The 19,637-nt window shown below is 73.2% G+C and carries 15 protein-coding genes; 13 read left to right on the top strand and 2 right to left on the bottom strand.

What is annotated here, in order from left to right; genetic code table 11:
• Positions 1-97 precede the first annotated feature (97 nt).
• Together AB4Y83_RS02885 and AB4Y83_RS02880 are read left to right on the top strand one after the other, a co-directional pair.
• Positions 98-3,226: a glycosyltransferase family 2 protein gene (locus AB4Y83_RS02885; RefSeq protein ID WP_442295973.1), complete on the top strand. Its 3,129-nt coding sequence runs from the start codon at positions 98-100 to the stop codon at positions 3,224-3,226.
• Positions 3,223-4,689, top strand: a complete 1,467-nt coding sequence (locus AB4Y83_RS02880; RefSeq protein ID WP_442275042.1) for a DUF5719 family protein — start codon at positions 3,223-3,225, stop codon at positions 4,687-4,689. Before AB4Y83_RS02885 ends, AB4Y83_RS02880 begins: the two co-directional genes overlap by 4 nt.
• Positions 4,690-4,720: 31 nt before the next feature.
• Here AB4Y83_RS02880 and AB4Y83_RS02875 read toward each other — a convergent pair whose 3' ends face one another.
• Positions 4,721-5,056: a metallopeptidase family protein gene (locus AB4Y83_RS02875; protein WP_020143015.1), complete on the bottom strand. Its 336-nt coding sequence runs from the start codon at positions 5,054-5,056 to the stop codon at positions 4,721-4,723.
• Positions 5,057-5,280: 224 nt separating this feature from the next.
• Between AB4Y83_RS02875 and AB4Y83_RS02870 the strand changes: the two genes are divergently transcribed.
• The 7 genes from AB4Y83_RS02870 to ahcY all read left to right on the top strand — a co-directional run bounded on the left by AB4Y83_RS02870 (position 5,281) and on the right by ahcY (position 12,757).
• Positions 5,281-5,673, top strand: coding sequence for a DUF3499 domain-containing protein (locus AB4Y83_RS02870; protein ID WP_056824217.1), 393 nt, complete (start codon positions 5,281-5,283; stop codon positions 5,671-5,673).
• An 8-nt stretch (positions 5,674-5,681) separates the two neighbouring features.
• Positions 5,682-7,172, top strand: coding sequence for a phosphomannomutase/phosphoglucomutase (locus tag AB4Y83_RS02865; RefSeq protein ID WP_442295972.1), 1,491 nt, complete (start codon positions 5,682-5,684; stop codon positions 7,170-7,172).
• Complete coding sequence (locus tag AB4Y83_RS02860; protein WP_442275040.1) at positions 7,169-7,423, top strand: Trm112 family protein; 255 nt, start codon at positions 7,169-7,171, stop codon at positions 7,421-7,423. Before AB4Y83_RS02865 ends, AB4Y83_RS02860 begins: the two co-directional genes overlap by 4 nt.
• Before the next feature lie 5 nt (positions 7,424-7,428).
• Positions 7,429-8,577, top strand: coding sequence for an SIS domain-containing protein (locus tag AB4Y83_RS02855; protein WP_442275039.1), 1,149 nt, complete (start codon positions 7,429-7,431; stop codon positions 8,575-8,577).
• Positions 8,578-8,672: 95 nt separating this feature from the next.
• Positions 8,673-10,064: a mycothione reductase gene (locus AB4Y83_RS02850; RefSeq protein WP_442295971.1), complete on the top strand. Its 1,392-nt coding sequence runs from the start codon at positions 8,673-8,675 to the stop codon at positions 10,062-10,064.
• A gap of 42 nt (positions 10,065-10,106) precedes the next feature.
• Positions 10,107-11,048, top strand: coding sequence for a DUF808 domain-containing protein (locus tag AB4Y83_RS02845; RefSeq protein ID WP_442295970.1), 942 nt, complete (start codon positions 10,107-10,109; stop codon positions 11,046-11,048).
• A 272-nt stretch (positions 11,049-11,320) separates the two neighbouring features.
• Positions 11,321-12,757 carry an adenosylhomocysteinase gene (gene ahcY / locus AB4Y83_RS02840; protein ID WP_442275036.1) on the top strand — a complete coding sequence of 479 codons (1,437 nt, stop codon included), beginning with the start codon at positions 11,321-11,323 and terminating at the stop codon, positions 12,755-12,757.
• A gap of 107 nt (positions 12,758-12,864) precedes the next feature.
• Here the strand turns inward: ahcY and AB4Y83_RS02835 are convergent, their stop codons facing one another.
• The gene (locus AB4Y83_RS02835) at positions 12,865-14,370 is read right to left on the bottom strand and encodes a hypothetical protein (RefSeq protein WP_442295969.1); all 1,506 of its coding nucleotides are present in this window, start codon (positions 14,368-14,370) and stop codon (positions 12,865-12,867) included.
• A 168-nt stretch (positions 14,371-14,538) separates the two neighbouring features.
• Between AB4Y83_RS02835 and AB4Y83_RS02830 the strand changes: the two genes are divergently transcribed.
• The 4 genes from AB4Y83_RS02830 (at position 14,539) to AB4Y83_RS02815 (ending at position 19,536) form a co-directional block, all read left to right on the top strand.
• On the top strand, positions 14,539-15,081 hold the full coding sequence (locus AB4Y83_RS02830) for a hypothetical protein (RefSeq protein WP_442295968.1): 543 nt from the start codon (positions 14,539-14,541) through the stop codon (positions 15,079-15,081).
• 231 nt (positions 15,082-15,312) lie between these two features.
• On the top strand, positions 15,313-15,990 hold the full coding sequence (mtrA, locus tag AB4Y83_RS02825; protein ID WP_020143004.1) for an MtrAB system response regulator MtrA: 678 nt from the start codon (positions 15,313-15,315) through the stop codon (positions 15,988-15,990).
• Between the two features lies 1 nt (position 15,991).
• Complete coding sequence (mtrB, locus tag AB4Y83_RS02820) at positions 15,992-17,746, top strand: MtrAB system histidine kinase MtrB (RefSeq protein WP_442295967.1); 1,755 nt, start codon at positions 15,992-15,994, stop codon at positions 17,744-17,746.
• Positions 17,743-19,536 carry a GerMN domain-containing protein gene (locus AB4Y83_RS02815; RefSeq protein WP_442275032.1) on the top strand — a complete coding sequence of 598 codons (1,794 nt, stop codon included), beginning with the start codon at positions 17,743-17,745 and terminating at the stop codon, positions 19,534-19,536. The genes mtrB and AB4Y83_RS02815 overlap by 4 nt, the downstream gene beginning before the upstream one ends.
• Positions 19,537-19,637: the final 101 nt, after the last annotated feature.

Raw genomic sequence — 19,637 nt, 5'->3', positions numbered from 1 at the left:
CACCCCCGCTGGCGCGGGGAGTGCGTCGTCCGTGTCGTTGTCCGCCCCTCCCTCCACCGGGCATCGACCGAACGGAACGGTCGACGCGATCGTCGTCGTGCACAACGGAGCTGCGTGGCTGGCGCAGTGTCTCGACGGCCTGGCCGCCCAGACACTGCCGCCAGCGCGGCTCGTCATCGTCGACGTCGCGAGCAGCGACACGTCGAACGCCATCGCGCGCGCCCACTCCGGCGTGCGTCGGGCGATCCCCTCCGTCGAGATCGTGCGTCTCGACGGCCGCGTACCGATCGGTCGCGCCATCGACGCCGGTGTCGCGTCGCTCCCCGTCGGCGCCGACGCGTCCACGAGCTGGGTCTGGGTGCTCCACGACGACACCGTGCCGCGTGCCAACGCGCTCGCCCAGCTGCTCCAGGCCGGGCTCCGCTCGAAGTCCGTCGGGGTGGCCGGGCCCAAGATCGTCGCTTGGGACGACCCGCGACGCCTCGTCGAGATGGGCATCCAGATCACCCGCACGGGCCGCCGCCTGGCCTCGCCCGCCCGCGGGGAGGCCGACCAGGGCCAGTACGACCACCGCGCGGACGTCCTCGCGGTGAGCACGAGCGGCATGCTCGTGCGACGCTCCGCCTACGACGACATCGGTGGCTTCGACCCCGCGTTCGTCGAGCACGGAGCCGACCTCGACCTCGGCTGGCGGGCGCAGCTCGCCGGCCACCGCGTCATCGTCGTGCCGGGTGCGGTCGTGCGGGACGCGTCCGCCGGCATCGACGGTGAGCGACCGGGTGTCCCCAGCCCTCGTGAGCTCGAACGCCGCGGGCGCCGGGCCGCCCGACAGGTCACGCTGGCCCGCTGCTCGCCGCTGGCCGCACCGTTCCTCGCCGTCTGGATGGCGCTGTCCGCCCTCGTGTCGTCCGTGACCCTGCTCGTGGCCAAGCGCCCGAGGCAGGCCTGGCGCGAGCTGACCGACGTCAGCGCGCTGCTCCACCCGTTCGCGACCCTCGGCGCCCGCTGGCGTGGACGCCGGACCAAGCGGTTGCGCCGGGACCACCTCGGCACGCTCTTCGTCGCACCGGCCGTGGCCGCTCGCACCACCATCGACCACATCCAGGACGCCATCACCCCCGAGCGCACCCGCGCGCGGCGCGAGGCGGCCGTCACCACCGAGACCGGCCCCGTCGCCGACGACTCCGAGTCGCTCGACCACCTGCCGGCATCGCTGCCGCGTCGCATCGTCTCGCACCCCGGGTTCCTCGCCGTCCTCGCCGTGCTCGTCGCGACGACGGCCGCCTGGCGCGACGCCATCCGGGCCGGGGCGCTCTCACCCACGAACGCCGGCGTGGCCGGCGGCGAGCTGCGACCCGTCTCGACCGACGCCTCTGGCCTGTGGCACGCGTTCCGCGACGCCTGGCACGGCGCCGGACTCGGCACCGGCGCCGAGTCCGGCCCCCATCTCGCCGTGCTCTCCGCCCTGACCTGGCTCGCCGAGCGGGTCCCCGGCGTCGCCGAGAGCCGGTCGAGCGCCGGGGTGACCATCGCCTGGCTGCTCTTCCTCACGCCGGTGCTCGCGACGTGGTCGGCCTATCTCGCCGGACGCGTCGTCACCTCCTCGCGGGTCGCCCGGGCGCTGGGTGCCCTGGCCTGGGGCACGGCCGGCGTCGCCGCGACCGGCATCGCGCAGGGTCGGGTCGGCGTGGCCGTCGTCCACGTCCTGCTGCCCTTCGTCCTCGCCGGCTTCTGCCTCGCGGCCCGCCGCGACGGCACCTTCACCGCCTCCTTCGCGACGGCGCTCGCGACGGCGGTGGTCGGGGCCTTCGCGCCGCCGCTGCTCGCGCTCTCGGTCGTCGCGGCCCTGCTGCTCCTGGTCCTCGGCCCGGGCCTGCGCCGGGCCCGCGCTCTCGTCCTGCTCGTCGTGCCCACCGCGCTCCTCGGACCGTGGGTGGCCCAGTTCGTCGAGGACGCACGGCTGCTCCTCTCCGGTCCCGGCCTCGTCACGACCGTCGACGACCGCGGCCCGTCGGGGGTGCTCGCGCACGTCCTCGGCGAGCCCGGGGCGACCAGCTGGGCCGTGTGGCTCGGTGCGCCGCTCGTCCTGCTCGGGGTCCTCGGGCTGGCGACGCGGGGACGCAGCCGCGCCGAGTCCGTCGGTCTGCTCGTCGGTGGGGTGCTCGCGCTGCTCGGGCTCGCCGCCGCCCTCGTGTCCGGGCGGGTCGTCCTCGGCTCGGCCGAGACCGGGGTCGGGCAGTCCGCCACGGCACACCTCTGGGCGGGCGTCGGCGTGCAGCTCTGGCTGGCCGGCCTGCTCGTCGGGGTGCTGGCGGGCAGCAGGCCCGTGCTCGAGTCGCTGGCCCGTCCGGGTCGTCGCTGGGGGTTCGCCGCAGCCGTCGCCGCCGCGGCGCTCGCCGTCGTCCCGGTCCTGGCCGGCGCCGCCTCCTGGGGCGTCCAAGGGATCGGCCACACGCTCTCGGTGGGGCAGGCCACCCTCCCCGCCGTCGCGATCGAGCAGGGCAGCGGCCCGCTCGGCAACCGCCTGCTGCTCCTGCGTCCGTCCGACGACGTCGTGGACTTCGTCCTCGCCGGTCAGGAGCCGGGCGAGCTGCTGCGTGACCTCGACCGCACCCCCGACGCCGATGACGCGCCGCTCGTCGACGCCGTGGCCAACCTCGTGGGCGGCCGCGGGGCCGACTCCCTCGACTCCACCGCCCTGGCCCGCCTCGGCGTCGGCTTCGTGCAGGTGCGGGCGACGGCCGACTCCGCGCTCGCCCGCCGCCTCGACTCCTCCGAGGGTCTGAGCCGTCTCGGCACGAGTGAGCGCGGCATCCTCTGGAAGGTGCAGCCGCTCCCCGCCGCCGACGGCGGGGTCGCTGCGACCGCTCCGTCCCGGGCCCGCCTCGTCGACGCCGATGGAGCGCTGCTGCGCGTCGTGCCCACGTCGGGACCGCACGCCGCGGTCGACACGATGCTTCCGGCCGGGAAGGCCGCACGCTTCGTCGTCCTGGCCGAGCCCGCCGAGTGGTCGCAGCAGGCGCTCGTGACCTTCGACGGCCGAGAGCTCGTACCGGTGGCCGGGGCCGCCCAGCCCACGTATGCCGTGCCACCCACCGCCGGGGAGCTCGAGATCGATCTCGCTGCAGCACAGCCGTGGTGGCGCCTCGGCCAGGGTCTGCTGCTCGGCTTCGTGGCGTTCATGGCCGTGCCCTTCGGCAACCGACGCTCGAGGAGGCGCACATGACGAACGTGTCCGGAATGGTCCGGGCGGGCGCCGTGGCGCTCGTCGCCGCGGGACTCGCGGTCGGAGCGACCCGGGTGAGCGGCTCCGTGCAGCTCGCGACCCCGGGCGGGCAGGCCGGCCTGCCCGAGTCCTCCACCGTCCTGCTCGACGAGTCCTCCCTCGTGTGCCCGGGCCAGCAGCGACTCGGAGCCACGGGGCTGAGGGACGTCGAGGGCACCGTCACCGTCGCGGCGGCCACTCCCGACCAGGGTGTCGTCGCCGGCGCACCGGCGGGCGGCTCCGGCACCGTCGCCCTGCTCGGCGGCTCGTCGTCCACCGGGCTCGCCCAGAGCTCAGACCGGGGAGCGGAGGTCTCGGCCGGCACCGCCGCCCCCGACGTCGTCATCGCGAGGGCGCGGGGCGCCTTCGCCCCCGGGCTCGTGGCCACCCAGGTGTGGCGCCACGGCGGTGACGACGACCGCGGCCTGGCCGTGACCCCCTGCCAGCTGCCGTCGTCCGACGTCTGGCTCGTCGGTGGCGGTGGAGGCCCCTCGCGCACCGAGCGCGTCATCGTCAGCAACCCCGGAGCCAACGCCGTGTCCGTCTCCCTAGAGGTCCTGGGGCGAGGGGGGCCCGTCGACGCGGCCGGCGCGCGCAGCATCTCCATCCCGCCTCTCTCGCGGGAGGTCGTCTCGCTCGACGCCCTCGCGCCCGACGAGGCCGGTCCGGTCGTCCACGTCACCGCCACCGGTGGCGTCGTGTCGGCCGTGCTCGACGAGCAGTGGATCCTCGGTGCGACCGGCCGTGGCATCGACGACGCGACCCGCGCCGCGTCGCCGAGCACCGACCTCGTCGTGCCCGGTGTCGAGACCGGTGGCGGCATCTCGCTGCGCCTGGCCAACCCCGGAAGCACCGAGGCCCTGGCCCAGGTGCGACTGCTCACCGACAAGGGGGCGGTGCAGCCGGAGGACCTCCGGGCCGTGCGCGTGCCGGCGGGCTCGACGCTCGACGTGGCGATGCCGTCCAACCCGGCTGCCATGGGTGTCGGTGTCCGGTCCGACCACCCGCTCGTGGCTGCGGCCTGGACCGAGCGCCGGGCGACGACCGGCGACCAGATGGGCGACTTCGCCTGGACGCCCGCGACCCCGGCTCTCCGGGGAGTCGCCGGAGTCCTGCTGCCCGGACTCGACGGCACCACGAAACGCCTTCTCCTGACAGCAGGTTCGGCTCCCGCGACGGCTCAGGTGCGGCTCGGCTCCGGCGACAGCGCCCAGGTGTCCACCGTCGACGTGCCGGCCGACTCGACCGTGGCCGTCGACGCCAAGGACGCGAAGAGCGTGTGGGTCGTGCCGACGAAGGGGACACTGCGAGGCGCCGTCTCCGTGGCAGGGGTCGACGGGGGAGTGCCGTTCTTCTCGGTGGCCTCGCTCAGTGACGCACCCGTGCGGGCCCTGTCGGTGCCGGTGCGTCAGGTGCGCAACTAGCGACGGCCCCGCCCGGCCCGGTGTCGGCGGGTCACTCGCCGAAGCCGGGGTCGAGCTCCTCGGGAGCGACCCCGAGCAGCCCGGCGACCTGCTCCGTCACGATGTCGGCCACGAGGGCAGCGACGTCTCGCCGGTCGGTGACGCGCGTCTCGACGGGCCGACGGTAGACGACGATCCGCGCCGGACGCGCGCTCGTCGCCGGGTAGAGCCGGCCGAGCGGCACCTCGCGGTGGTCCCACGGAGCAGGTCCGCGGGGCACGTCCTCGACGGCGAACTCCACTGCGGGAAAGGCACGCCCGCACGTCGCCTCGAGCCGGGCCGCGGCGTCGAGGACGAAGTCGTCGAACTCGTCGCGGCGCGAGGTCATGGCGGGGACCGGCGGCCAGGCCAAGGGCCCCCGGCGGCCACGTCCGTGCCGGTCACGCCGACGACGGCGCCCGGGCGTGCGGGGTGAGGCGGTGTCCACGTCTCCACTCTAGATCGACCGTCACCTCGCGCACGGACGCCACCCGGCGGCATACGCCCGTGATCTCGTGCTCGGACGGCGTGGTGATTCGTCCTCTTCGGGAGGGCGGACTAGAGTCCCGGATCGTGGGTCTGACACGTGGTTGCTCGAAGACGGGATGCGCCCGTCCTGCCGTCGCGACCCTGACGTACGCCTACGCCGACCGCGCGGTCGTCGTGGGCCCGCTCGCGACCTACGCCGAGCCGCACACCTACGACCTGTGCCTCGAGCACGCCGAGCGGATGACCGCCCCCCGTGGCTGGGAGGTCGTGCGTGTGGGTGGAGACTTCCCCGAGCCGGCCCTGGCCGCCGACGACCTCCTCGCCCTGGCCGACGCCGTCCGCGAGGCCGGCCGCCCGCGCACGAGCCGCCCCGGAGAGACCCGCACGACGTCCCGGGGCCAGGCTGCCGCGGAGGCGGAGTCCGGCGCCGTCGAGTCCGGCCGCCGCGGACACCTGCGCATCCTCAAGGACTCCTGACCACTAGGGTGTTCGGCGTGCCCCACCTCGCAGACTTCGTCAAGGCCTACGACGTACGTGGAATCGTGCCCGACCAGCTCTCTCCCGACGTGGCCCACGCCCTCGGCGCCGCGTTCGCCGAGGTCGTCGCCGTCCCGGACGGGGCCAGCGGTGTCGTCATCGGCCACGACATGCGCCCGAGCTCGCCGGAGCTCTCCGCGGCCTTCGCCGCCGGTGTGACCTCGCGCGGCGTCGACGTGACCGTCATCGGGCTCTGCTCGACCGACGGCCTCTACTACGCCAGCGGCGCCCTCGACCTCCCCGGCGCGATGTTCACGGCGAGCCACAACCCGGCCCAGTACAACGGCATCAAGCTGTGCCGGTCGGCGGCCCGCCCCGTGGGCCAGGACTCGGGTCTCGCCGAGATCCGCGACCTCGCCCAGTGGCTGCTCGACGGTGGGACCGGCCTCGCRCACCCGGCCGGGGGTCCCGGCTCGGTGACGACGCGCGATCTGCTCGGTGACTACGCCGCCTTCCTGCGCGGCCTCGTCGACCTGTCCGGTTCGCGCCCGCTCAAGGTCGTCGTCGACGCCGGCAACGGCATGGGCGGCCACACGGTGCCGGCCGTGCTCGGCACGGGCGGCGGGCTGCCCGAGCTGCCACTCGAGATCGTCCCGCTCTACTTCGAGCTCGACGGCACCTTCCCGAACCACGAGGCCAACCCCCTCGACCCCGCCAACCTCGTCGACCTCCAGGCCGCCGTGCGTCAGCACGGTGCCGACATCGGCCTCGCCTTCGACGGTGACGCCGACCGCTGCTTCGTCATCGACGCCGACGGCGAGCCCGTCTCGCCCAGCGCCGTCACCGGGCTCGTCGCGGTCCGCGAGATCCTCCGCGCCCGCGAGGGCGGCGACACCGAGGTGTCCATCGTCCACAACGTCATCTCGAGCGCCGCGGTGCGCGAGATCGTCGTCGAGCACGACGCGACGCCGGTGCGCACCCGCGTCGGCCACTCGTTCATCAAGGCCGAGATGGCCCGCGCCGGAGCCGTCTTCGGCGGCGAGCACTCGGCTCACTACTACTTCCGCGACTTCTGGTACGCCGACACCGGCATGCTCGCCGCCATGCACGTCCTCGCCGCCCTCGGCGAGCAGGACGGCCCGCTGTCCGACCTCTGTGGCGAGTACGAGCGCTACGTCGCATCCGGCGAGATCAACTCGACGGTGACCGACCAGGCCGCCGTCGTCGAGCAGGTACGGGCCTGGGCCCAGGTGCGCGGCGCCGGCACCGACGAGCTCGACGGGCTCACCGTCACGAGCCCCGAGGGCGACGCCCCGATGTGGTGGTTCAACGTGCGCGCCTCCAACACGGAGCCGCTCCTGCGGCTCAACGTCGAGGCCGCCGACCGTGAGACGATGCAGGACGTGCGCGACGAGCTGCTCGCCCTGATCCGGTCGGGTGCCACCGCGGGCGACGAGAACGGGTCCACCACCGCCCAGGACGCAGGAGACGCTTCGTGAGCCAGAGCCAGCAGACGATCGAGCCGTGGCTGCGCGGCATCCTCCGGTGCCCGCAGTGCAAGGGCGAGCTCGTCGACGCCGTGCACACGACGGGTGAGCCGGCCGGCACGAGCGAGACCACCGAGAACACCGCGACCACCACGACTGCCGAGACCGCCGAACTGCGCTGCGACGCATGCCACCTCGCCTACCCCGTCGAGGGCGGCGTCCCCGTCCTGCTCGTCGACCTCGCCCGCCGCACCGACGGCTGAGACCGGTGGGCGCCGTGTTCGACGAAGCCCGCCTCGACGACGAGGGCGCCCTGGCCTCTCTCGACGCCAGCGACACGCTGCGCGCCCTGGCCGGCGCGGGTGCCCAGGTGCGGCGCACGGTCGCGGCCTCGGCCGAAGCCGGCCTCGACCGGCTCCGTGACGTCGGGCCCCGTGGGGTCGTCGTCGCGGCCGCCGGCGGCTCCGTCGCCGTAGCCGACCTCTTCGAGGCCGTGTCCCGCGGCGCGGCGGCCCTGCCGGTACAGAGCTGCTCATCGGGGTCGCTCCCCGGCTGGGTGGGGGCCCTCGACGTCGTCATCGCCGTGTCCCAGTCCGGTCGGGCGGCCGGAACGCTCGCGCTCGCCGCCGAGGCTGCGCGGCGAGGCGCGTTCCTCGTCACCGTGGGGGCGGCCGACTCGCCGCTGGCCGACGTCTGTGCCCGGGCCCACGGCGTGCACGTCCCCATCGCGCTCAGCGGGGTGTCCTCACGGACGTCGGTGTGGGCCCAGGCCATCCCTGCGCTGCTCGCCGCCGACGCCATGGGCATCGCGTCCGTCAGCCACGAGACGCTCGCCGAGCTCGCCGACGTCCTCGACCGCACGGCCACCGACGCGCGACCGTCGTCCGAGTCGTTCGTCAACCCCGCCAAGGTGCTCGCGACCGAGCTCGCCGAGTCGACGCCCATCGTCCTCGGCGAGGGACCCTTCGGCGACGTCACGGCCCGCCGGGCCGCCGCCATGTTCGGCCGCACGGGCCGGGTGCCCGTCGCGCACGGCGCCCTGCCCGACGCCGCGAGCCAGATCGTCGCGTGCTTCGACGGCCCACTCGCGCCGGGCCAGTCCGGGGGCGGCGGGACCGACGACATCTTCGCCGACCCGTTCCTCGACGGCCCGACGCGGCCGCCGCTGCGGCTCATCATGCTGCGCGACACCTCGCCCGGGGAGCCGCACGGTCTGGTCGACACCGTCGTGTCCGTGGCTGAGGACGCCGGTGTGCGCGTCTCGCTCATCGACGCCCCGGCCGCCGACCCCCTGCTGCGCCTCGCGCACCACGTCGCCCTGGCCGACTTCGCCGCGACCTACCTCGCGCTCGGCTTCGGCTTCGACCCCGCGAACTCGCCCCACGTGCGCCTGCTGCGGGGCGCCCGCGACACCTGACCCGCCCGAGACACCGAGGGCGTATGCCCGTGTGCCGATCGTGCGCAAACGGATGCCGTCCGGGGTCGGTCGGTTCACCCACGTAGGCTGCCACGGTGACGGAGCACTACGACCTGGCCATCATCGGCAGCGGCTCGGGCAACTCGCTCGTGACCCCCGACTTCGACGACAAGCGCGTCGCGATCATCGAGGGTGGGACGTTCGGCGGCACCTGCCTCAACGTCGGCTGCATCCCGACGAAGATGTTCGCCTACGCCGCGGACCTCGCGCGCGACGTGCGCGAGGCCGGCCGCTACGGCGTCGACGCCACGCTGGAAGGGGTGCGCTGGGCCGACGTCCGCGACCGCGTCTTCGGGCGCATCGACCCCATCTCGGACGGTGGCCGGCGCTACCGCGTCGAGGGACCCAACACCACGGCCTACCTCGGGCACGCGCGCTTCACCGGTGACCGGACGCTCGTCGTCGACCTCGGCGACGGCCGCGAGGAGACGCTGACGGCCGACCAGGTCGTCGTGGCCGCCGGCGCCCACCCGGTCGTGCCCGACGTCGTCACCGAGTCGGGCGTGCCGTTCCACACCTCCGACACGATCATGCGCATCGCCGCGCTGCCCGAGCGGCTCGCGATCATCGGCGGCGGTTTCATCGCGGCCGAGATGGCCCACGTCTTCGCCTCGTTCGGCGTGCAGGTCACGGTCGTCGCCCGGTCGTCGCTGCTGCTGCGCCACCTCGACACCGACATCGCGCAGCGTTTCACCGACCTGGCCCGCGAGCAGTGGGACGTGCGCACCGAATCGACGGTCACGGCCGTCGAGACCGGCGCCGGGGGAGCGGGCGTGCGCCTGCGCCTCGACGACGACACGGCCGTCGACGCCGACCTGCTGCTCGTCGCCACCGGTCGCGTGCCCAACAGCGGGGGCCTCGGCGTCGAGGCGGGGGGCCTGCGGCTGCTCGACGACGCGCGCATCGAGGTCGACGCCTACGGCCGCACGAGCGCCCCGGGTGTCTGGGCCCTCGGCGACATCAGCGCGCCGCACCAGCTCAAGCACCTGGCGAACGCCGAGGCCCGGACCATCGCGCACAACCTCGTGCACCCCGGCGACCTGCGCGTCCTGCCGCACGAGAACGTGCCGTCCGGGGTCTTCAGCCACCCGCAGATCGCCACGGTCGGCCTGACCGAGCAGGAGTGCGTCGAGCAGGGCCGCGCGCACACGGCGTACGTCCAGGCCTACGGCGACACGGCATACGGCTGGGCCATGGAGGACACGACGGGCATCTGCAAGCTCGTGGCCGACCCCACGACGGGTCTCCTCCTCGGAGCCCACCTCATGGGTCCGCAGGCGACCTCCCTCATCCAGCCGCTCGTGCAGGGGCTGGCGTTCGGCACGACCGTCCACGACCTCGCCCGCGGGCAGTACTGGATCCACCCGGCTCTCGCGGAGGTCGTCGAGAACGCGCTGCTCGGGCTGAAGCTCGACGACCCGGCCTGAGCGCGTTCCCAGCGGGCTCCCAGACCACCCTAGGATGACGCCATGGCAGGCGGACTCGTAGCGCTCCTCGACGACATCGCGGCACTCGTGAAGCTCGCGGCGGCATCCGTCGACGACGTGGGCGCTGCCGCCGCGAAGGCCAGCGTCAAGGCCACCGGCGTCGTCGTCGACGACACGGCCGTGACCCCGCGCTACGTGCAGGGTCTGGCACCCGAGCGCGAGCTGCCGATCATCAAGCGGATCGCGCTCGGCTCGCTGCGCAACAAGCTGCTCATCATCCTCCCGGTCATCATGGTGCTCAGCCAGTTCGTGCCGTGGCTGCTGACGCCGATCCTCATGGTCGGCGGCGCCTACCTCGCCTACGAGGGCGCCGAGAAGGTCTGGGAGATCGTCTCGGGCCACGAGGAGGAGGAGGCCGAGGTCGGCGAGGTCGACGAGAAGGCCGTCGTCTCCGGCGCGATCCRCACCGACTTCATCCTGTCGGCCGAGATCATGGTCATCGCCCTCAACGAGGTCGACACCGAGCCGTTCGTCTCGCGCCTCATCATCCTCGTCATCGTGGCGCTGCTCATCACGGCGCTCGTCTACGGCGTCGTCGGCCTCATCGTCAAGATGGACGACGTCGGCCTGCACCTCGCCGGACGCGAGTCAGGGGCCTCGCAGCGCATCGGCCGGGGCCTCGTCAAGGGGATGCCGAAGCTGCTCTCGGTGCTGTCGACCGTCGGCATCGCGGCGATGCTCTGGGTCGGTGGGCACATCCTGCTCGTCGGCGTCGACGAGCTCGGCTGGCACGCGCTCTACGACCTCGTCCACCACCTCGAGGAGGGCGTGGCCGGGGTGGCCGGCATCGGTGGCTTCCTCGCCTGGGTCGTCAACACGCTCGCGTCGGCCCTCATCGGTCTCGTCGTCGGCGCCGTCGTCGTCGCCGTCCTGCACGTCATCCCGCGCCGCACGAAGCACGACGAGGCCGCGACCACGCACTGACGGCGGCGCGCCCCGGCCCGTCCTCGGACCCTGCTCCCTGAAGCGGAGCAGCTTCCGACAGAGAGACTGCCGGACCGATCCGCCGCGGACTCGGATCCTGCTCCCGAGAACGGAGCAGGATCGCAGCTGTGGGCCAGGCCTCGACAGGGGATTCGAGGCCGACGAGGCTCGCGGCTAGACTGGGCGACTGCCGGCGTGGGTGATGACCCGCCAGATGAGCCCAGAGGGGCGCGCCGGGTCTGCAGACCGACGATCAAAGGAAACGATCACTCATGTCCTTCGACTACAAGGTTGCCGACCTGAGCCTCGCCGAGGCCGGCCGACACCAGCTCCGACTCGCCGAGCACGAGATGCCCGGCCTCATGGCGATCCGCGAGGAGTACGCCGAAGCCCAGCCGCTCAAGGGCGCCCGCATCGCCGGCTCCCTCCACATGACGGTCCAGACGGCCGTGCTCATCGAGACGCTCACCGCGCTCGGTGCCGAGGTCCGCTGGGCCTCCTGCAACATCTACTCGACGCAGGACGAGGCCGCCGCGGCCGTCGTCGTCGGCCCGAAGGGCTCCGCCGACGACCTCCAGGGCGTGCCCGTCTTCGCCTGGAAGGGCGAGACGCTCCCCGAGTACTGGTGGTGCACCGACCAGATCCTCACCTGGCCCGGCGGCGAGGGTCCGAACATGATCCTCGACGACGGCGGCGACGCGACGATGCTCGTGCACAAGGGCCGCGAGTGGGAGCAGGCCGGCCAGGTGCCGCCGACCACCGAGGAGGACTCCGAGGAGTTCGGCGTCTTCAAGGAGCTCGTGCGCCAGACGCTGACCACCGACCCGCAGAAGTGGACGACGGTCGCCGCCGGCATCAAGGGCGTCACCGAGGAGACCACGACCGGTGTCCACCGCCTCTACCAGCTGGCCGAGGCCGGCGAGCTGCTCTTCCCGGCCATCAACGTCAACGACGCGGTGACCAAGAGCAAGTTCGACAACACCTACGGCTGCCGCCACTCGCTCATCGACGGCCTCAACCGCGCCACCGACGTCCTCATCGGTGGCAAGGTCGCCGTCGTCGCCGGCTTCGGCGACGTGGGCAAGGGCTGCGCCGAGTCCCTCCGCGGCCAGGGCGCCCGCGTCATCGTCACCGAGATCGACCCGATCTGCGCCCTGCAGGCCGCGATGGAGGGCTTCCAGGTCGCCCGCCTCGAGGACGTCGTCGAGTCCGCCGACATCTTCATCACGACGACCGGCTGCTACGACGTCATCACGGCCGAGCACATGACGAAGATGAAGAACAAGGCGATCGTGGCCAACATCGGCCACTTCGACAACGAGATCGACATGGCCGGCCTCGCTCGCGTCCCCGGCATCCAGAAGACCGAGATCAAGCCGCAGGTCCACGAGTGGACGTTCACCTCGGGCAGCTCGATCATCGTGCTCTCCGAGGGCCGCCTGATGAACCTCGGCAACGCCACCGGCCACCCGAGCTTCGTCATGAGCAACTCGTTCTCCAACCAGACGATCGCCCAGATCGAGCTCTTCACGAAGACCGGCGACTACGCCAAGCAGGTCTACACCCTGCCGAAGCACCTCGACGAGAAGGTCGCGCGCCTGCACCTCGACGCCCTCGGCGTCCGGCTCACCGAGCTGACCAAGGGCCAGGCCGAGTACCTCGGCGTCGACGTCGCCGGGCCGTACAAGCCGGAGCACTACCGCTACTGAGCCCGCCCGTACCGCCCCGCAGGGGAGCGGCACCTGACGGCGTACGTATGCCGCCCACCTCACGAGGTGGGCGGCATCCGTGTGTTCGGGGTGGGGAGTGCTGCCGGTCAGCGCGGTGCGCGGAGCAAGACGTACTCCGAGCCGCGCTGCACGACCGTCCACTGCGCCTGCTCCGTCAGCGCCTCGATGACCGGCTGCCCCTTGGTGAGCAGGGCGTACGTGCAGCCCGTCCGGCGCACGTAGGCCTGCCAGCCCGGGGCCGCGCGCTCGAAGTCGAGGTGCTCCTTGACGTGTCCGGTCGCGTAGACCTCGACGCGCCCGTCGATGGTGGGCCGTACGTTCGGGTGGCGCCAGATGAGCCAGCCCCCGACGCCGTAGTCGTTGCACACGACGGTGCCCTGCGGCAGGGCCGACAACGGCGTGTCGAGGTCGTTGGCCCCCCACGTCGGGACGGCCGCTCGGGTCGGCAGGATCAGGGCTGCGACGAGCAGCCCGAGCGCCGCGAGGCCGACGGTCAGGCCGACCTCGCGCCGAGTCACGGGTTCGCGGTCCGGCGGGAGGAGGCCCTGGATCGTCGCCGCGGCGACCGGGGCGATGATGGCGGCTCCGACGGCGACCGTCCGGCTGTAGAGCAGGGCCAGCCCGATGGCGAGCCCGACGAGGAGGATGTCGGTCCAGCGGGCGCGGTGCCGGGCGCGAGCCCAGACGAGGACGACGGCGGCTGCGAGGGCGAGGAAGGCGAGGAAGCCCGGCTGCCGGAGCGACGGCGGCATCCACTCCTCGATGTACTGGGTCGTCTCGTTGACGGCGAAGGGCGACAGGAGCAGCTCGGGTCCGGTCGGCGTCACGGCGGCGGCCGCGAGGGAGGCCAGTGGCACGAGCGCGAGGCGCAGCCACTGCCGGCGGGTCACCGCACGGTCGAGCGCGATCCCGAGCAGCGCGACGACCCCGATGACGACACCGAAGAACCACATGCCGTGCGTGCAGGCCCAGACCCACGTGACGGGCACGAGCCACCACCGCGGGCGAGCGTCCGCGGCCGAGCGCAGCCAGGCCGCCGTGAAGGCCACGGCGAAGGCGAACGAGAGCAGGTGCGGCCGCAGCGACAGGCTCTGGCTCATCGCCACGAGTGCGACGGACGTGACGGCGGCCGAGGCGAGGAGCGAGGCCCGCGGCCGGGTCGCGCGCCACAGGGTGAGTCCGATGGCGGCCCCGCCGAGGGGGAGCAGCCAGGCCACACCGGGCAGCCCGAGGAACTGCTGGACGACGCTCATGAGCAGTTCGGGCAGCCACTCGTGCAGCCGCCACGGCTGCGTCGACATCGTGCTCCACGGGTCGGGCCCGTTGAAGGTCCACGTCTCGCGGAGCCGGTCGCCGGCCGCGAGGTGCCAGAAGGTGTCCGGGTCACCGACCGGACGGGCGATCTGGACGACGGCGACGAGGATGACGAGGCCGGGTAGCGCCTGGCGCACGCCGAGCGGCAGCGGGCCGCGTCGGCCGCGCGGGGTCGGCTCCGGCCCTCCGTCGACCGGGCCGTCGACCGGGCCGTTCTCCAGTCCGGTGTCCGGAGCCAGCTCGGCAGCCGGGGCGGTTCCCCGCGTGTCGCTCGTCACCGGGCGATCATCCCCGCTCACCGGACGGGACGGGGGCTTTTGGGCGGATTGGCACGCGGCGCGGCTGGTCGCGCGAACCGCTCCTGCCGTGCTCCTCGACGCTCCCGGGCGGCCCTCCCGTGGGAGGATCGGGAGACTCACCGACCACCCGTCTGGCAGGGACCCTCCATGAAGAAGCTCCTGACCGGTGCACTCCCACTGGCCCTCTCCGTCTCGCTCGCCGCCTGCTCGAAGTCCGTCGACCCGGCAGCGACACCGACTCCGGCCGGCTCGACCTCGAGCGCGACCACGCCGTCGGACGCGATGTCGTCGGGCACGACCGACGACACCGGCGCCACCGACACGGGCACGACGAGCGCGACGGCCGGTCCTGTCGACCAGGCGACGCCCGAGGCTGCGATGACCTCGTGGCTCGGCGCCATGGTCGCCGGGGACGGCAACACGGTGTGCGCGCTCATGGCCACGGGAGGCAAGGCGATCTCGAGCATCCCCGGGGCCGCCGCGGCCTGCGGCAAGACCATCACGCCGATGCTCGACCAGATCAAGGAGCTCGGGGCGGCCTTCCAGGGCCTGAAGATCAGCGGCGCCACGGTCAACGGCAACAACGCCACCTTCGAGAGCGTCACGACCGAGCCGGCGCTCGCCGCCGACGTCGTCTCGAGCTTCAAGGCCGTCAAGATCGGCGGCAAGTGGTACGTCACGCAGAGCTGACGGCCTGACGCCGCACCGCTCCACGAGGGGGCCCTACACCGTCGGGGCCCTTCGCCGTGTCCCGAGCCGTATGCCGCGTGGCCCGCTCCCGTCACGTGCTCGCGGAGGGTGCGCGGACGGCATGCGGCGCCCGGTCACGACTCGCTTGGGTCAGCAGGTCGTCAGGCGTGTGTGATGATTTGGTCAGGACGTACGGGGCGCGTGGTCCGCGGTCCCGGGAAGGAGTGTGTCGTGAAGGGTCGGGTACTGGTCGTCGACGACGACCTCGCACTCGCCGAGATGCTCGGGATCGTGCTGCGCAACGAGGGGCTCGAGGTCACGCACGTGGCCGACGGCTCCGAGGCGGTCGGTGCCTTCCGTGAGTCGCGGCCCGACCTCGTGCTGCTCGACGTCATGCTCCCGGGGCTCGACGGCATGGAGGTCTGCCGTCGCATCCGTGCCGAGAGCGGGGTGCCCATCGTCATGCTCACCGCCCGCACCGACACCGTCGACGTCGTCGTGGGGCTCGAGTCCGGCGCCGACGACTACGTCGTCAAGCCCTTCAAGCCGCAGGAGCTCATCGCCCGCGTCCGAGCCCGGCTGCGCCGCGGCGATGAGCCCGCGCCCGAGAAGCTGTCGATCGGCGACCTCGAGATCGACGTGGCGGGCCACTCCGTCAAGCGCGACGGCGAGTCACTGTCCCTGACGCCGCTCGAGTTCGACCTGCTCGTCGCGCTGGCGCGCAAGCCCTGGCAGGTCTTCACCCGCGAGGTGCTCCTCGAGCAGGTGTGGGGCTACCGCCACGCGGGTGACACCCGCCTCGTCAACGTCCACGTCCAGCGACTGCGCTCCAAGATCGAGCACGACCCCGAACGGCCCGAGATCGTCGTGACCGTCCGTGGCGTCGGTTACAAGGCCGGCCCGTCCTGACATGACGGAGCGCGCGGCCCGAAGCGGACCCGCGGGGCTGGCCTCGCGGGCCGGTGCGGCGTTGCGCCGGGCCTGGCGCCGGCTGCTCCACCTGTGGCGGGCCTCCCTCGGCTTCCGCGTCGTCGTCGTGACGATGCTCCTCGGCATCCTCGTGCTCACCGCGGTGGGCACCTACCTCTACGGCTCGATCGCCCAGGGGCTCGTCGACAGCCGCCAGCGCATCGCGTCGGAGGACAGCCTGCGCGACGCGACCGACGCCCAGGGACAGTTCGACTCGACCGACCAGACGGACACGCAGGAGAAGCTGACCCAGTTCGCGACGACGCTCATCAACACCTACCGGCGCGACGCGGGCAACGAGACGCGCTACGTCGTGCTGACGCGGTTCGACGACAACACGTCGCCGTTCATCGTCAGGACGGTCGAGAGCGGCAGCGTCGGCGTCCGGTTCATCCCCGACGAGCTGCGCCAGCAGGTCGCGGCCCAGCCCGACCGCCAGCACCTCCAGGTCGCGACGATCGAGGAGGGCAACGACACCATCTCCGCCGTCATCGTCGGCCAGAAGGTCGTGCTCCCCGTGGCGGGCAACTACGGCCTCTACTTCATCTACCCGATGGACCGTGAGCGCGAGATCATCAGCTTCATCGGGCAGACCTTCCTCTTCGGCGGTGCCGCCCTCATCCTGCTCATCGGTGCCATCGCCTTCGTCGTGACGCGCCTCGTCGCCGACCCGGTGCGTCGCGCCGCCTCCGTCGCCGAGCGCTTCGCCGAGGGCAACCTCAACGAGCGCATGCAGGCGAAGGGCGAGGACGACCTCGCACGCCTCGGCACATCCTTCAACGGGATGGCCGCCTCGATCCAGCAGCAGATCGCCCAGCTCGAGAACCTCTCGCGCGTGCAGCAGCGGTTCGTCTCGGACGTCTCGCACGAGCTGCGCACGCCGCTCACGACGATCCGCATGGCCGGTGACCTCATCCACGACTCCCGGCACGACTTCGAGCCGACGGTCGCCCGCTCGGCCGAGCTGCTCCGCGGCGAGCTCGACCGCTTCGAGTCGCTGCTCAGCGACCTCCTCGAGATCTCGCGGTTCGACGCCGGTGCGGCCGTGCTCGAGGTCGAGGCGAGCGACCTGCGTGCCTGCGTCGAGYGGGCCGTCGACGCGCACCGCACCCTCGCCGCCCGCAAGGGCACCCAGCTCGTCGTCAACGCACCCTCGAGCGCCGTCGTCGCCGACATGGACTCGCGCCGCATCGAGCGCATCCTGCGCAACCTCGTGTCCAACGCCGTCGAGCACGGCGAGGGCAAGCCCGTCGAGGTGACGATCGGGTCCAACGACTCCGCCGTCGCCGTGACGGTGCGCGATCACGGCGTCGGGCTCCGGCCGGGCGAGGCGGCGCTCGTCTTCACCCGTTTCTGGCGTGCGGACCCCGCCCGGGCCCGCACGACCGGGGGCACCGGCCTCGGACTCGCCATCGCGCTCGAGGACGCCCGGCTGCACGCCGGCCGCCTCGAGGCCTGGGGAGCACGGGGAGAGGGGTCGTGCTTCCGCCTCACCCTGCCGCGCCAGGCCGATGCGACGATCACGAGCTCGCCCCTGCCGCTCAGCCCGCTCGCGGCGGAGGCCGCCCGCGCCCGCGCGGCCGGAGGGGACGACTCGACCGGCCCTGCCGGCGGCGACGGGTCCTCGGACGCCGGCCGCCCGGCCGACGACGACACGCTGCGGCTGCGACGCATCGTCGTGGAGCGCGCCCCGTGAGAGCCCGTGGTCTCGCGGCGCTGCTGCTCGCCGCCTCCACCGCCCTCGCGGCGTGCGGTGGCCTGCCCGCCACCGGCCCGGTCGTCGAAGGGCGCGCGCTGGGCGAGGTGCTCAACGAGCCGGTCCGCGTCGTGGCCGTCGGCCCGTTCGACGGGGCGAGCCAGGAGGCTGTCGTCCGGGGGTTCCTCCGGGCGGGCGAGGACACCGACGAGACCCATGCCACCGGGCAGTTGTTCCTCACGCCGCAGTCGGTCGACCTCTGGCGATGGTCGAGCGAGGACGTCGTCGTCTACGACGGTGACCTCACGCTGCGCCGGCTCACCGACGACACCGTCGAGGTGAGCGCCGACGCCCTGGCCAGGCTGACCCCGGACGGCCGCTACGTCGAGCAGCCGCCCGGCACCCGGGAGAAGGTGACCCTCGGCCTGACGAAGGTGGGCGGCGAGTGGCGCGTGGAGCTGCCCAAGACCGGCTTCGGGCTGTGGCTCGACAACGACCAGTTCAACCGCGTCTACGTCAACCGGGTCGTCCACTACGTGACGCGCACCGGGCGCGACCTCGTGCCGGACTCGCGGTGGTTCCCGATCGGGTCCCGTCTGGCCACGACCCTGGCGCGGGCTCAGTTGAGCGCCGTGCCCGGCCACCTCGCGGGCGCCGTCGCCACGGGCGTGCCCACGGGCACCCGGCTGGCCGTCAACGCCGTCCCGGTGACGAACGGCAGGGCCCAGGTCAACCTCAGCAGCGAGGCGCTGTCGGCCGACCCGGCCGGTCGCGCCGCGATGTGGGCCCAGCTGACCAAGACGTTGAGCCAGATCTCGTCGGTGAGCTCGGTGTCCCTCGCCGTCGACAGCACCCAGCTCGAGCTGCCCGGCGGCGTGACCACGGTGTCGTCCGCGGCCGAGCTCGGCTACGACGTCGTCCCCAAGACCTTCCTCGACACGGCGCAGCTGCGCACGGGAGATGCCATGAGGCGCTTCGACCCGCGCTACGTCCCCGACACGAAGGACGCGAAGCGGCCCGACCTCAAGCCCAAGGACGGCGACATCGCGCGCATCCCCGACACGTGGCGCAGCCTCGCGCTCGCCGTCGACAGCAAGCAGGTGGCGGCGGTGTCGGCCAACGGGCGTGACCTGTCGATCTGGCGAGCGACCGAGCAGCCGAGGACGGTCACCTCCTTCGCGACGTCACTCATCCGCCCGGTCTACGACGCCGACGGCTACCTGTGGATCGCCGGCAGCGACGAGCACGGCGACGACCGGGTCTACGTGCTCGACTCCGTCTCGAGCGACCCTGACTCCGCCCCGAAGCCGATCAGCACGCCGTGGCTGGGGGACCGCCGGGTCAAGGCCATCGCCGTGGCCGCGGACGCCACCCGCGTGCTCATCGTCACGACCGACCGGTCGGGAGGCGACGAGCAGCTCGGTCTCAGCGGCATCGTCCGCGCGACGAACGGCGAGCCGCAGGCGCTCGCGCAACCGCTGCGCCAGGCCCAGTCGCTGACCCGCATCCAGGACGTCACCTGGCTCGACCCGGTCGGGTACGCCGTCCTGGGCCAGGAGCGCCAGGGTGACCCGATGCGGGCGTGGCTGGCGACGATCGGTGCGGGCGTCGACGGCACACGGACGGGCGCAGCGCGGCTCGGCGCGGTCCCCGGAGCCGTGACCATCACGACCGTCGGCGGCCCGCGCGGCATCATCATCGTCACGAGCGACAACCGGGTGCTCGCCAGGGCAGGCTCGAACTGGCCCCTCATCGAGCGCGGCAGCGACGTCCTCGTCCCCGGCGGCTGAGCGCCGCCGGTCCGACCGTCCACACCCCTGCACGCCCGACGGCCGTCGTCCCCAGTGACGGCCTCAGGTCTCGACCCTCACGCCGCCGTGAGGTGGGATGG

Source organism: Terrabacter sp. RAF57, assembly GCF_052113925.1.
Classification (GTDB): domain Bacteria; phylum Actinomycetota; class Actinomycetes; order Actinomycetales; family Dermatophilaceae; genus Terrabacter.
This window is presented reverse-complemented; position numbering and strand designations above follow the sequence as displayed.